We start from the raw sequence: 13609 nt of genomic DNA, 5'->3' as shown, positions 1-13609 counted from the left end.
GAGCGGAGAAAAAAGAGTTTAGCAGAGTTTAACAAAACGATCTCCGCTTACCTCCTTTTTCTCCGCTCAACTCCGCGAAACAATCATTTCTTCTCCAGCAACCCCATCGACTTCAGCCAGCCTTCACAGGCCGCGGGCCAGTTTTCAATGGAGCCTTTGCCCTGCACCCGGAGCGCGTAGCCGTGGCCGCCTTTCGGGTAGATGTGCATTTCGGCGGGGACGTTGGCTTTAGTCAATGCCAGGTAGTAGTCGATGCTGTTTTCCACCGGCACGCCTTTGTCGTCCTGCGCATGGACCAGAAACGTCGGCGGGGTTTTGCCATCCACCTGCAATTCATTCGAATAATACGCAATCTGCTCCGCGCTGGGCGTTTTCCCGATCAATTTCTCCCGTGAACCGCCGTGCGCTTTGGCTCCGAACGTCACCACCGGATACATCAGAATCGCAAAATTCGGCTTGGCGTCTTCGCTGGCGGTCGTGCCCCGGTGGTAATGGGTCGACAAAGTCGAAGCGAGGTGGCCGCCCGCCGAAAAACCGATCACGCCCAGCCGGTCGGTGTTGACGTTCCATTTGGCCGCATGCTGGCGAATCAGCTTCATGGCCTGCATCGCATCGGCCAGCGGTACTTCGTGTTTGTTCGTTTGCGTCCGGTCGTCGGGCAGGCGGTGTTTCAGCACGAAAGCCGCCATACCGTGTTCATTGAACCATTTCGCCATTTCCTCACCTTCGTGTCCGTAGGCCAGAAGGCTGTACCCTCCGCCCGGAATGACCAGAATGGCCGCTCCGGTGGCCTTGTCTTTCGGCGGCAGAAAAACCGCCAGCGTCGGGACTTTAACATCACTGATTCGTAAAATACCGTCTTTGCCCAACTCCGATTTTTCCTGAACGGCCTCGTTCGGTATCGCATTCGGAATTTGGTTTTTGGGCCAGAGATCAACGGTTTCCGGTTTTTGAGCCATCGCAGAAGTTGCCAGTAAGAGCGTCGCTGAAAGCAGCGTCAGGGTGAAATTCATAATGGGTTTAGGAAGTAGTGCCACCGAATCCGGCGACCGGTTTTTGTTATTTTTTTTCGAAAGTAGCGACTTTCCCTTTCAAATACCCAACCACCACTTCCAGCCCCTTCTGGTAGTGCAGGTTATTGGGAATGACGATATCCGCCATCGCTTTGTGCGGTTTGATAAATTCCTGGTAGGTCGGGCGGACGTGGTAATCCCACTGGTGTTTGATCATTTCGGGTGTCAGGGCGCGTTCGGCCTGGTCGCGCACCATCCGCCGTTCGTATTTAATCTTGTTCTTGGCGTCGATAAATACCTTCAAGTCAAGCTGTTCGGCCACTTCGTCAAAGTGAAAAGCAAAAATTCCTTCGACTACAATAATGGGTGTTGGTTTGAAGATCAGCTTTTGGGGAACCACATTCGGGTTATTGAACGTGTATTCCATCGTTTCAACAACCTTGCCTTCGTGAAGTTGCCGGATGTGCCAGGCAAACCGCAGGTGATCAATGGTTTGCGGCAAATCGAAATTGTGCACCCCAATGTCATCACGCGGAATCTGATCCAATGGTTTGTAATAATTATCCTGCGAAATCAGGCAAATTTCGTCTTCCGAAAACGCGGAGATCAGTCCTTTCAAAAACGATGTCTTTCCCGATGCGCTCCCGCCCGTAATGCCGACAATGAATGGTTTGGTGGTCATTCTACAAAAATAAAACGTTGAAACCACAATTACCGCACGACGGCCAATTTACCCGCCAATCCTTCTTTTCCATCCGGCGAAACCGCAAACACAAAATAGACCCCGGTTTCGGCTGATCGGCCCCGGTAGTCGCGCAGGTTCCAGGTGGCGGTTCCGCCCTGCGACCGGGTTTCGTATACCAGTTGCCCACCCGCATCCATGATTTTGACCACGGTATTTTCGACCAGCCCCCGCACGCTGACCAAACCGCCGAAATCGGGCCGGACCGGGTTCGGAAAAACCGTGATTCCTGCAAAAATTGGGGCGGGTTCGCTGGCCGTTCCGCCGTACGAAACCAGGCCGTTGGGCGTAGCCATAAACACCTCGCCACGCGTGGGTTCAATCGCAATATCCGTAATTTGCGACGATGGCAACGGACTGTTGTCGGCGGTAAAATTTTCAACCAAAACCGTCCCGTCTTCGTTGAAAAGATAGATTCCGTTGGTGGTTCCGATCCATTTCCGGTTACCGCCGTCAACCGCCAGCGCCGTCACAGACTCGCCACTGAGCAACCGCTGACGGTCGAAAACCGGCCGATATGCGTTGACCGTTCCGGTAAAAACCGCTGCCGGATTATCAAAAACCGCCACGCCATTATCCGTTCCAATCCAGATCAGGCCGTCGCGGTCTTTCACCAGCGACCGAACGTTCCGATCCGGCAAATCTCCCTCGCCCGACTGGTTGTACAAAAGCCGGGTTCGGTTTGTTTTCGGGTCAAAAACCTGCAGCCCCCCGCCGTTGGTTGCACTCAGCCGCATCCACAAAAAACCGTTGTCGTCCAGAATCAATTGGTGAATATCGCCCCGTCCCGGAATAAACGACTCGAACGGCCCGGTTTTCCGCCGGACCTGAACCGTTGCTTTTCCAAAATCCAGCGTCGGCGTTGCCAGCCAGACGTCACCGTTTGGATCGACCGTCAGGCTGCTGATGTTGGCAAACACCCGGTTTACGACTTCCGCCAAATTCTGATTGTCGGACGACCACAATCCACCCCCGAAACTTCCCAGATACGTCCGCTGATCGGTCGGATTATAGCCTGCCGTGGCGAAATCAGTGGGAAGGGACGACGTCAGAAAGTTCTGCCAGCGCCCATCGCTGAACCGATCGAAGCCCCGACGGCGACGCAGCGGTTTCAGATCGTCGGAAAAACCACCCGGCAACGCCAGCACCTGACCCGACTGGTCGGTAGCCAGCCGTTGGAAAACATCCGAAGCCGGGCCGTCAGGGCTAACGGACTGAACGGCGGTGCCGGTAATGCGCAGCAATCCGGACAGGGAATCGGCCACCCAGAAACTGCCGGCGGCTTCGGTTATTTCCTTCGGTTCGCCCAGCAACGCGTTTTGCATCAGCACGCCCGATGCGCGCTGGAGTTCGTCGGGCGCGGTGGCAATCCACTCGGTCGCCGTTGCCAGCAAACCGGTGATCGTCGGCAACGGTTTAACCACCGTCCAACGCCCGCCCTGCCGCTCGGCAACGCCCTGCCCCGGCCAGGCCACATACAGGCGGTTGTTGACGCCTGCTACGGATTGAACGGAAGCACCAGACGGCAGGGAGACGGTTTTCCAGTTGCCAAAAAAAGCCAGATTAACCGTTGGCGTGAAACGAGCCGCCAGCAGTCCGCGCGAGGTGGCTGCGTAAATGGAATCATTCGCCAGGGCCGTGGCATACACCACCACCGGCGTTCCGTTCGGGCCAATCGTTCGGTAGGTATCCCGGATTTCGGCTTTGACGACATCCAGCACCACAATCCCGAAATCACAGGCCAGGTAGGCGTCGTTGCCGGTTCGGGACACGTGGTTGATGCGTTTGCTGCCGGGGATCTGCGTGGCGTCGCGTATAAGGGTAATCGTAGTCAGGGTTCCGGGTTCGCCGGAATCGCTGACGGACAGCAGGTCGATGGTGCCGCTGCGGTACCCAACCAGCAACCGTTTCTGGTCCGTTGCATAAAATAACTGACTGACGCCGGTTTCGCTAAATCCGTCATCCCGACTCAGCCGCGTGGCTTCATTCGCCACCGGATCGAAGTAGAAAAAACCGTTCTCCGACGCGCAGTAGATTTTGCTCTGAACAGCCGCCAGCGTTTGGGCAGAAAGAAAACTGGGGTGGGAATGCCAGGTGCCGGGCTGCGCAAATAAGTTAAGAGTTAAGAGTGATGAGTTAAGAGTAAAAAATAAAAGACAGCACCGTTTATTACCAAAAAAAGCCTGGTAGATCCGCTCCCGCATCCTAAACCCATAACCCATAACTCTTAACTCTTAACTCTTAACTCTTAACTCTTAACTCTTAACTCTTAACTCATCACTACTGTCCTCATACACCCACTCCTTGCTAACCACCTGATCCCCCAGATTATAACACCGGCGGCAGCGGGCTTCGTAGCTGTCGGTTTCGCCCAATAATACCTTTTCTTTGGAATGATTCAGGCGGTAGGAATAGCTGGCGATGTCGCCACACACCACGCAAATGGCGTGGACTTTCGTGACGTACTCGGCAATGGCCATCAACTGCGGCATACAGCCGAACGGGTTGCCTTCGAAGTCCATGTCCAGCCCGGCCAGAATGACTCGCTTTCCATTGTCGGCCAGGTGGTTACACACCTCGATCAGCTCTTTATCATCAAAAAACTGGGCTTCGTCGATGCCCACCACCTCACTATCACCAGCCAGCGACCGGATGTCGTGGGCCGTCTGGACGGGCTGCGAACGAACGGCATTGGCATTGTGCGAAACGATGTTTTCTTCGTGATACCGGGTGTCGATCAACGGCTTGAAAATCACCACCTTCATCCGGGCGATTACGGCCCGGTTGATGCGCCGGATCAGTTCTTCGGTTTTTCCAGAAAACATGGAGCCGCAAATCACTTCAATCCAACCCGTACGCAGGTGGGGCGGTTCACGCCGGCGGTTCGGTTCAATAAACATACGTTCGTAGCGTTGAATAGATTACTAATCTGGCACCTTTCTTGTAGTGGCCAAACTGGCTTTAACGAGAATTTCACCAATGTCTGATCGGAATATTCTAAGCGAAAACCATATCTTTACAAAGCAAAGATATTTTGATATGTCGAACAAGTTCAATGCCTCCTCCCTTACTGAATATTGCAAATCATACGCCCGAAAAGTGGCGGGTGATTTTTTTGCCCATCATACCGTCATCAGCGGGCAGGAACTCCTAAAACTAAGCCCCGTCAGTCAGGTCAATTTGTTCGTTATCAGCAGCCTGTCCGACAAATGGCGAAGCGATGCGGAGCGTTTTCGCAGTCCTTTTTTTGATTTTGAACACCCGGATGTGCGGCAGGCGATGCAGGTGTTTATGAATACCGTGTCGCAACACATTTCGGTGCGCCGGGAACATCTGGAGCCGTTGCTGACCGAAGCCACCCGCCGGACGCTGATTCTACTGTTCGACCCGCGCCACTATTTCGATGAAGCCCTGCGGAACCAGCCCGACTTCTCCCTGACGGCCGAAGCCGCGCACCAACTGACCCGCTATACCCAGATCAACAAGTTCGTTCCGGCGGCCATTGAAGACCGCATGAAAGGGAAAAGCGTCGTTTACGTCAACCAGGCCCTGAACTGGCTCGATGAAATTTTGATGCAGCGAAGCCGCGAGCTGGAAAAACCGGAGAAATACATTCCGTTGTTTTCGGAAAAACTGCTGCTCGATCCGGTGGTTTTGCTCCGCAAATCTTCCTACGAGTTTTCGCCCCCGCAACCAACGCCAACGGCGAACAAGTCCTTTTTTGATACTGAAGTGGAGAATACCGTCGTTCCGGCAACGCCCGCCGTTCCACCACCCGTCAACGGTTCGGGCCTGACCGTCAATGGCACCCCGGTGGATGATGATGCCCCGGTAAAACCGCTTTTTCTATCGGATTCAAGTTCTTCCGTTGAACCGCCCGCACCGTCGATGCAGCCCAGTCAGGCAACCACCCATCTGAACGAAACGTCGACGCTGGAGGAAAGCCTGAAAGTGGATACGGAATCGACCGGTCCGGCAACCATTGGCGAAACCTTCTACCGCGCGCCCATCGAAAGCATCAGCAAAAGCATTTCGCTGAATCAGAAGTTCATGTTTATCAATCAGTTGTTCAACGGCAACGCGGCTTCCTACAACGAAGCGATTGAAGAACTGAACCGCGCAACGAGCTACGATCAGGCCCGCGACTTGGTTTCATACCGGTATGCCGCCCAGTATCTGTGGGACATGAGCAGCGACGAAGTGGCGATGCTGATCGACATTCTGAAACGGCGGTTTGCGGTGTAATTACTGCGGTTCGACCACGTAGCCTTCCTTTTTCAACAACTCGATCAGTCCCTGCGGACCGGGAAGGTGCAGTGCGCCCACGGCGACGAAAGTGGGTCGTGAAGCCATCAGGCCCGGTAAACGCTTCATCCAGTTGTGGTTGCGCTCATCGAGCAGGTAGGTCATGTTGCCGAAAGTATTCCCGGATTTTTCGTTCATTTTCCACATGCCCTGCAAATCCTGTTTCAGGTACAGTTCCGTCACGGATTTGCTCATGTCGTGCATCTCGTCCTTTTCCTTCACCATTTCCACCAGGTGCTGCGCCTGTTTTTCCACCGGATCGTGGTCGAACAAAAAAGCCATCTGTTCCTCCATTGTTTCGAGCGCACTGACGGTTTTCTGACGTTTGCGACCGTCGCTGGCAAAATACAGATCGAGTGGCAAGCCCGTGAAGCTGTTGAGCGTATCGGACTCTTTCTGAACGTAGGCCAGGCTGAGCATGGTGGCCGTCACGATGGGTTTCATCTGGTTGAAAAGCGCCAGATCGTAGCCCGTTCCCTTCTTGAATTCGTCGGCCACCAGTTGGTAATCCGTTTGCGACAGCAGTTTGTCCAGGCTTTTGTCGAGCATCAGCCCCCGCATGGCCATCGACAGCATGGCCGACGAATCGACTTCGGTTTCGACCACCACGCCCTCCGCCCCTTCGTAGGCCGATTTGATTTTGGGATTCTGGTTCAGGTAGCTATCCTTCATAATGTGGTAGGTACCAAAGAGATAGGACGGTTTTTTCAGTCCGTTCCCCGATACCTTCCACAGCAGGGATTGTGAAAAGGCGGTTGTGGAAACCAGTACCAGTAAAAAAGAAAGCGTTTTCATCGGTGTAAAAAATAGCGTATCAATAAATGGTCTGCTGTTTCATGGATCGAACGCCGAGGTACAGCAGCAAACCGACCGGGCCCAGCAGAAAACAGAACAGCAGACACGGAATCATCCAGCCGTGCGGCACTTTCCGGCGTTTGCTGTCGCGCAGCATCCAGCTTCCCACCGTCAGATCGAACGCCAGGTAGTGAATCCAGCCAGCCAGCAAGGCGGCATCCTGGCTGAATAACGTTTTTATTCCCGCCAGCGTGCTAAACGATTGCCAATCCAGGCCACTATCTTCCAAAAAAAGATAATAAATGTAAAAAACCGCCAGTAGGACCGGAATTGGAAGCATTTTGGTGAGAAAATCGGTCGGTTTCCAACGGGGCGCAACCAGCATCAGCAGCCATTGCGGCAGCACGAGCGCATTGAGGATTTGAAAAGCAGTTTCGGTAGACATCGGTTTGGTGTTGGACAGGACAAATTATAGAAAGTAATTGATAGCGGTACAAAAACCGCCCCAATCTGCTGCACCGTTCAGAAAAATGATCGTACGTCACGAACCGATTCAAAAGCGCCTTCCATTCGTCACAGACGTCTTTTTTCTTTCCTGAAAAATCCATTACTTACTCAATGGACGATCAGTCCTCGTCTTATTTACAGGTTTTTTATCAACATTCTATGAAATCAAAACTATTTCATGTGAAAAGTGGCTTTCGTGGGCTACTCTTTGTCCTTTTTCTGCTAGTCGGCTGGGAAATTAACGCCCAAACGACAACGTATACGTTTCAAGGGAAAGTAACGACAAAAAACGACAGCAAGCCGATGCCCGGCGCTGCGGTAGGTATTATTGGCACCACCGCCGGCGGGATTTCCGACCAAACCGGTGCGTATCGTTTTACGGCTAATTTAGCACCCGGCACCTACACGCTCCAGTTCAGTTCCATCGGTTACCAGACCCAGCGGCAGAGCATTACGCTCTCGCAGAATACCACCGTTTCGACCAGCATTAGCCTGGCCGACGACGCCCTGGGCCTCGACGAGGTGGTCGTTACCGGAACGTCCGGCGCCACCAGCCGGAAGCAACTCGGCAATACCATTGCGACAGTGCAGGCCAAAGACCTGCAACTCTCAGCCGCCACCTCGATCGATCAGGCGCTGGCGGGTAAAGTTTCCGGCGCGCAGATTACCCAGAACTCCGGCAACCCCGCCGGTGGCATCAGCGTCCGGCTGCGGGGCCCCAGCACCATCGTCGGCTCGTCCGATCCGCTGTACATTGTCGATGGCGTGATTGTCAACAACGATTCGCGGGAACTGATCGACTTGGGTGGTTACTCGCAAAACCGCCTGGTCGACATCAACCCGAACGACATCGAGCGCATCGAAATCATCAAAGGCGCAGCCGCAGCCGCCATTTACGGGTCGCGGGCCAACAACGGGGTCGTGCAAATTTTCACCAAACGGGGTCAGGAAGGCCGCCCGACGATTACGTTTTCCACCCAGTTTCGGTTGAGTGACATTCGCAAAACGCTGCCTTACAACGAACACCCCGCGACGTTTGCCAACGCGACCGTAACGGACAAAACACAGACGCCGGTTACGCGCTACGATCTCCAGAAAGATATTTTCCGAACCGCCACCGGTCACGAGCAATACCTGTCGGTTTCGGGCGGAACACCCACGACCCAGTATTTTTTCTCCGGGTCGCTGTTTGCCAATCAGGGCATTGTTCAGGGGTCGGATTTCAGCCGGGCTTCCAGCCGGATGCGCATTCAGCAGACGCTGACCAAGTGGGCGACGCTGAGCATCGGTTCGGCGTATACCTACAGCAACAGCAAGGAAATTCCGAACGGCGGGATCAACGAAGCGTATGGTGCGCTCACCGGTTTTATTTTCAGCAACAACTTCATCAATCCGCAACCCGATCCGGCCACGGGCGTTTATCCCTCGACGGCTCCGGTTTCGGTGGTGCGTCGCACGAACCCGCTGGAAGCCATTGCACGCTTCGATTTCCGCCAGCGGACCAGCCGCTACATTGGCGATGCCCAGCTTAACCTGACGCCCCTGCCTGGTTTAGGCATCGACTTTACGTTCGGTCTGGATACGTATTCCCAACTGGCCACGGGCTACATTCCGCCCAACAACACGACGCCCTCATACAACGCCGGGTATTCGCGCAAAAGCGAAGCGTCGATTTTGCAGTTGAACAACGACCTGAACATTCGCTACCAGGCCAGCCCCACCGAATGGCTGAAATCCACGACCGGCATTGGCGCTACCTTGCAATACGACCGCAGCTTCACGACGGGCATCACCGCCCAGCAGTTGGGCGTTTTCGGCCAGACCATCAACAACGGGGCCAATATCCTCGCGGCCGAAAGCCGTACCGAACGGAGTTTCTTTGGTGTCTTTGCGCAGCAAACCTTTGGTTTGTTCAACCGATTTTTCGTGACGGCCGCCGGTCGGGTCGATGCCGCTTCGGTCTACGGGATCGACAATCGCTGGCAGTTTTACCCCAAGGTGAGCGGTTCGTACGTCGTGTCGGACGAATCGTTCTGGAAAAACTCGTCGCTGGCAAACGCCTTGCCGGACTTCAAAATCCGGGCGGCCTGGGGACAGGCGGGTAACTTGACCGCCATCGGTCCCTACGACCGGTTTACCAATTATACGCCGGTATCGGTAGGTGGACAGGTGGGCTATGCTGCTCCCGCGCAGTTGGGCAACTTCAGCGTGAAACCCGAACGGCAAACCGAACTCGAAATCGGAACGGATTTCAGTCTGGCCAAAAACCGCATCGGCGTGGAGTTCACCTATTACCACAAGGAAGTTAAAGACCTGATTCTGAACCGCACGCTGTCGCCCAGCAGTGGCTACAACAACCGGTTTGTCAACATCGGTACGATGACCAACCGCGGTTTTGAAGTGCTGGTGCGGGCGATTCCCGTTGAGACGAAAAACGTTCGCTGGAACATCACGGCAACCTATACGCAGAACAAAAACGTCACCGATGGCGTCGAAGGCAACGGAGTGTTGCCCTTTGCGGGCGGTTTTGGGCAGGTGGCTGCCGTCAATGGCTATCCGCTGGGCGCTTTTTACGCCACGTTTTTTGCCCGTAATCCCGACGGAAGCCTGTTGCTGACGCCGGGCGGTTTGCCCCAGCGCGAGCGGGGGATTCAGGGTGCCAACGGTACATACACCGTTCAACGGGCCGCAGACGGCCAACCAAGCGGCACGATTCTGAGCAAAGTGATCGGCAACCCCAACCCGACCGCCATCTACTCGCTGATCAACGAAGTGTCGCTGGGATCGCGCTGGTCGTTCCGGATGCAGTGGGATGCCATGCAGAATTTCGACGTGTTCAACTTCACCAAGCGCGTGGGCGACCGCGATCTGTACGGTGGTTTAAAAGGCTACGAACCCGAACTGCGCGGAGAAGTTCCGAAAGGCACGAGTGCCGCGCTGTTCAGTATTTTTGAAAACTGGATCGAAGACGGTTCGTTTGTCAAACTCCGGGAGTTGTCGGCGGCTTATACGGTGACGCCCAAATTCTGGGGCTTCCGCAACGTGCGGTTTAGCGTAGCGGGTCGCAACCTGCTGTCGATCGACAACTACAGCGGTTATGATCCGGAAACGAACGCGGCTGGTCAATCCAATGCCGTCCGGGGCTTCGATTTTGTGGAGGTTCCCATCCCGCGCACGCTGACGGTAGGCATCAACGCAACGTTTTAACGATTTTATCTGGTAAACCGGGAGCGGTTTCGGCCCTCGCCCGTTCTTTCCAATCTATTTCATATGAAGCCAACACGATTAATCATTTTCTTCGCTTTTCTGCTGCTGGCGGGCTGTAAGCTCGACATCACCAACCCCAACGGCCCCACTGACGCACAGGTGCTCAGCACCCGCGACGGCATGATTACGCTCAGCATCGGGATGCGGCAATTCTATTCGACTTCCGCGCTCGAATCGCTGCTGCTGGCCCCCGGCACCACCACACGCGAAATCAAGGGCATTACGACCTTTACGAACATTCTGGAGCTGGAAGCGGGCGGTACGGGCCTGCCCACGTTCAACGGAAACGTGCTGGGCCTCTGGCTGCGGATGTTGCGGGTCATGGGCATGGCCGAGGATCTGATCGCCAATGCGCCGACGGTTTTAGCCAACGAACCGGCCCTGCGCAGTGGCATTGTCGCCCACGCCAATCTGTTCAAGGCGATGGCCCTCGGCGGACTCGCCACGGCTTTTGAGCAGGTGCCGCTACAAACCAACAAAACCGGGTCTGTGACGTTCTCCGACCGCAAAGCCGCCCTGACCGAAGCCATCCGGCTGCTGGACGAAGCCGCTTCGCTCGTGGCAACCAACCCGCCAACGGCGACGTTCACCACTCAGGTAACTGGCGCGGATTTCGATCTGGTCAACACCATTCAGGCGTATCGGGCGCGGTATAATCTGGCGGCAGGCAATTACCCGGCGGCACTGGCCGCGGCCAATGCGGTGAATCTGACGGCTCGCTCGCAGTTTGTGTATAACACGCAAAGCCCGAATCCGATCTACCAGCAGGTGCAGATTTCGGCGAACTACGCGCCCCGGGCCACGCTGGGCTTACCGGCCACGCTGCTCGAAGCGGGCGACGGTCGGCTGGCGTTTTACCTGTCGACACCCGATAAAACCGTCAATGGCGAAGCCTTGAAAACGCTCAAAGGGTTTTTCGACGCCATCGACCGGCCCATTCCGGTGTATATGCCGGACGAGGTGCGGCTGATTCGGGCCGAGGCCCTGGTGCGCAGCAATGGCGACCTGACAGCAGCCGTGGCCGACATCAACGCCGTTCGGACGCAGCGAACCGGTGATCCGTTCGGGGTCTATCCCGGACTGGCTGCTTACGCCGGAGCCGTTACAGCGGAAGCGTTGTTGACGGAGATTTACAAGCAACGCGGAACCGAACTGTTCCTGACCGGTCTGCGGCTCGAAGACAGCCGCCGGTTTGGACGCCCCGCCCCGCCGACCAGTCTGACGGAACGCAACCGGAATTTCTACCCGTATCCCGACCAGGAGCGGTTAACGAATCCCAACACCCCGGCTGATCCGGCGATTTGATATGAAATTGGTTTATTCCTGCCGGTATTCAAAATTGAATACCGGCAGGAATAAATATTTTGCTCGAATTAAATTACCAGCCCAAACCGATGACGGCGTTGACGCGGAGAGCAAGGCTGGGGCCGTATGTATTTTTATAAAAGTCCCCGAGTGCACGACCCGGCCCGTAAAGATGGTTTTTCTCCCGTTTTGGAATAGTGATTTCTGGCCCAACATTGAGATCGACAAAACCCCGTCGCCCGATCCGGCGTTGAAATCCCCACATGGCTGAAAGCAGTGGTGCGCCATACGCCCCCCCTATATCATAATTATTCGTCCCTGCGGACGATCCAGTTTTTGTATCATAGCGGTGTTCGATGACTCGAACCGAAAGCGCCCGAGTATATTGAATACCAATGTAGTTTCCCGAGAAATTATTGGCCGCTTTTCCTTCCCGGATGCGTTTTGCCATATCGTAATAAAACCGAGTTCCTACTTTGGCATAAACAAATCCTCTGAACATTCTATCGGTATCAATATAAGTTCCATTATTATAATAAGGCACCGCAAATTGATCATACTTATTGTACCGAAGCATAAAATCAAACCCAGCCATCACCGAAAAAGAAGGCGTTAATTTCCGTTCCACCGACACATCGGCATTCAGGCCAATCCGAAAGGAAGGCCTTCCCGTAAAATCCCGATCTCCGGCATTCGGCCAGAACCCCAGTTTGAACAGCGTTTTCTCCTCCACATTGGCCCGTGTGATGTAGCGATAAAACCGCTTCAATTCGCCGGTTGTGATCGTGCTGTCTTCCTGGGAGTAGGTGGTTTGCTGGGCATAGAGTGATGCGAAACCAGTCAGTAAAAAGAGAATGGTAGTGGATACAGTTTTCATAAGAATCATATTCTTGTAAGGTGTTGACAACTACCAGCCTATACCAATCAACGCATTGAATTGAAAAGAAAACGTGGTGTATTTTTCGTTATTCACCGGGAAGGTACTTTCGCCAATAAAAGTCATTCTGGGGCCAGCACTCACGTCAATGTACCCCAATCGCCACAACCGTCGTTGTAAGCCCCAATTGAGTTCTAAGGATGGCTGATCTAATCTGAAGAGAGGAGTTTTATGCTTAGAGGTGGTAGGCGCTCCTGTTTGAGAATCGTAATCGTAACGAGTAAATTGATAAAGCACCGGGCGACTAATCTGTAATCCGACATAATTTCCTGAAAAATTATTAGCCGTTTTTCCCTCTCGAATGCGCCTGGCCATTGCGTAATAGTACCGAGTGCCAAAGCGGGCTTTTACGTCATGGCTGGTAGACCGAAAGATCAGTTTTGAACCCGATTGCGGAGGGGTTGCACGCCTTTTGATTGAATTATAGAGAGGAACATAATCTATTCCAACCAGGATGGAAACCGAGGGATGTATTTTATGCTCTACGGCCATTTCCAAATTAAGACCGAAATGCGAGTTTATATCATCGCTGGAAAAAGGCGAGAAAGAATTCGGTCGAATCCCAATTTTCAGCAGGGTTTTCTCCTCCACATTGGCCCGTGTGATGTAGCGATAAAACCGCTTGAGTTCGCTGGTGGTGATCGTGCTGTCTTCCTGAGAATAGGTCGTTTGCTGGGCGGAAACGGACGAAATCGTTAGCAACACCAGACCAATTATGGTAGCGGTTTTCATATTTTC

11 protein-coding genes are annotated in these 13609 nt (G+C 54.1%); 3 read left to right on the top strand and 8 right to left on the bottom strand.

Annotated features, from left to right (window positions below; genetic code table 11):
- Window positions 1-83: 83 nt before the first annotated feature.
- From ACS5NO_RS07800 to ACS5NO_RS07785, 4 genes are read right to left on the bottom strand one after another with little or no spacing between them, the layout of a single operon-like run.
- A complete protein-coding gene (locus ACS5NO_RS07800; protein WP_439414618.1) occupies window positions 84-1013 on the bottom strand; it encodes an alpha/beta hydrolase in 930 nt (309 codons plus the stop codon).
- Between the two features lie 46 nt (window positions 1014-1059).
- A complete protein-coding gene (locus ACS5NO_RS07795) occupies window positions 1060-1695 on the bottom strand; it encodes a uridine kinase family protein (RefSeq protein ID WP_439414617.1) in 636 nt (211 codons plus the stop codon).
- Window positions 1696-1724: 29 nt separating this feature from the next.
- A complete protein-coding gene (gene porZ, locus ACS5NO_RS07790) occupies window positions 1725-3959 on the bottom strand; it encodes a type IX secretion system anionic LPS delivery protein PorZ (RefSeq protein WP_439414616.1) in 2235 nt (744 codons plus the stop codon).
- Window positions 3960-4010: 51 nt separating this feature from the next.
- Window positions 4011-4655: a thymidine kinase gene (locus tag ACS5NO_RS07785; protein ID WP_439414615.1), complete on the bottom strand. Its 645-nt coding sequence runs from the start codon at window positions 4653-4655 to the stop codon at window positions 4011-4013.
- Window positions 4656-4794: 139 nt separating this feature from the next.
- Between ACS5NO_RS07785 and ACS5NO_RS07780 the strand changes: the two genes are divergently transcribed.
- Window positions 4795-6000: a DUF8457 domain-containing protein gene (locus tag ACS5NO_RS07780; protein ID WP_439414614.1), complete on the top strand. Its 1206-nt coding sequence runs from the start codon at window positions 4795-4797 to the stop codon at window positions 5998-6000.
- Here ACS5NO_RS07780 and ACS5NO_RS07775 read toward each other — a convergent pair whose 3' ends face one another.
- Together ACS5NO_RS07775 and ACS5NO_RS07770 are read right to left on the bottom strand one after the other, a co-directional pair.
- Window positions 6001-6855 (bottom strand): TraB/GumN family protein, encoded by an 855-nt coding sequence (locus ACS5NO_RS07775; protein ID WP_439414613.1) that lies wholly within the window; start codon window positions 6853-6855, stop codon window positions 6001-6003.
- A 19-nt stretch (window positions 6856-6874) separates the two neighbouring features.
- Window positions 6875-7300, bottom strand: a complete 426-nt coding sequence (locus ACS5NO_RS07770; RefSeq protein ID WP_439414612.1) for an ABA4-like family protein — start codon at window positions 7298-7300, stop codon at window positions 6875-6877.
- A gap of 221 nt (window positions 7301-7521) precedes the next feature.
- On the opposite strand from ACS5NO_RS07770, the gene ACS5NO_RS07765 reads away from it, so the two are divergent.
- Both ACS5NO_RS07765 and ACS5NO_RS07760 read left to right on the top strand, forming a co-directional pair.
- Entirely contained in the window at window positions 7522-10569 is a 3048-nt protein-coding gene (locus ACS5NO_RS07765; protein WP_439414611.1) for a SusC/RagA family TonB-linked outer membrane protein, read from the top strand.
- A gap of 63 nt (window positions 10570-10632) precedes the next feature.
- Window positions 10633-11934: a RagB/SusD family nutrient uptake outer membrane protein gene (locus ACS5NO_RS07760; RefSeq protein ID WP_439414610.1), complete on the top strand. Its 1302-nt coding sequence runs from the start codon at window positions 10633-10635 to the stop codon at window positions 11932-11934.
- Between the two features lie 73 nt (window positions 11935-12007).
- Here ACS5NO_RS07760 and ACS5NO_RS07755 read toward each other — a convergent pair whose 3' ends face one another.
- Both ACS5NO_RS07755 and ACS5NO_RS07750 read right to left on the bottom strand, forming a co-directional pair.
- Entirely contained in the window at window positions 12008-12811 is an 804-nt protein-coding gene (locus tag ACS5NO_RS07755; protein WP_439414609.1) for a hypothetical protein, read from the bottom strand.
- Window positions 12812-12841: 30 nt separating this feature from the next.
- Window positions 12842-13603 (bottom strand): hypothetical protein, encoded by a 762-nt coding sequence (locus ACS5NO_RS07750; RefSeq protein WP_439414608.1) that lies wholly within the window; start codon window positions 13601-13603, stop codon window positions 12842-12844.
- Between the last annotated feature and the right edge of the window lie 6 nt (window positions 13604-13609).

It is taken from the genome of Larkinella fluvii, assembly GCF_051857545.1.
In the GTDB taxonomy this organism is placed as follows: domain Bacteria; phylum Bacteroidota; class Bacteroidia; order Cytophagales; family Spirosomataceae; genus Larkinella.
Note: the sequence above shows the minus strand (reverse complement) of the source record. Positions and strands in the feature narration are given on the sequence as shown.

What these genes read in the sequence shown, in the direction of transcription:
- ACS5NO_RS07800 (WP_439414618.1), bottom strand. Translation starts at nt 1,013, where the DNA reads ATGAATTTCACCCTGACGCTGCTTTCAGCGACGCTCTTACTGGCAACT.
- ACS5NO_RS07795 (WP_439414617.1), bottom strand. Translation starts at nt 1,695, where the DNA reads ATGACCACCAAACCATTCATTGTCGGCATTACGGGCGGGAGCGCATCG.
- porZ (WP_439414616.1), bottom strand. Translation starts at nt 3,959, where the DNA reads ATGCGGGAGCGGATCTACCAGGCTTTTTTTGGTAATAAACGGTGCTGT.
- ACS5NO_RS07785 (WP_439414615.1), bottom strand. Translation starts at nt 4,655, where the DNA reads ATGTTTATTGAACCGAACCGCCGGCGTGAACCGCCCCACCTGCGTACG.
- ACS5NO_RS07780 (WP_439414614.1), top strand. Translation starts at nt 4,795, where the DNA reads ATGTCGAACAAGTTCAATGCCTCCTCCCTTACTGAATATTGCAAATCA.
- ACS5NO_RS07775 (WP_439414613.1), bottom strand. Translation starts at nt 6,855, where the DNA reads ATGAAAACGCTTTCTTTTTTACTGGTACTGGTTTCCACAACCGCCTTT.
- ACS5NO_RS07770 (WP_439414612.1), bottom strand. Translation starts at nt 7,300, where the DNA reads ATGTCTACCGAAACTGCTTTTCAAATCCTCAATGCGCTCGTGCTGCCG.
- ACS5NO_RS07765 (WP_439414611.1), top strand. Translation starts at nt 7,522, where the DNA reads ATGAAATCAAAACTATTTCATGTGAAAAGTGGCTTTCGTGGGCTACTC.
- ACS5NO_RS07760 (WP_439414610.1), top strand. Translation starts at nt 10,633, where the DNA reads ATGAAGCCAACACGATTAATCATTTTCTTCGCTTTTCTGCTGCTGGCG.
- ACS5NO_RS07755 (WP_439414609.1), bottom strand. Translation starts at nt 12,811, where the DNA reads ATGAAAACTGTATCCACTACCATTCTCTTTTTACTGACTGGTTTCGCA.
- ACS5NO_RS07750 (WP_439414608.1), bottom strand. Translation starts at nt 13,603, where the DNA reads ATGAAAACCGCTACCATAATTGGTCTGGTGTTGCTAACGATTTCGTCC.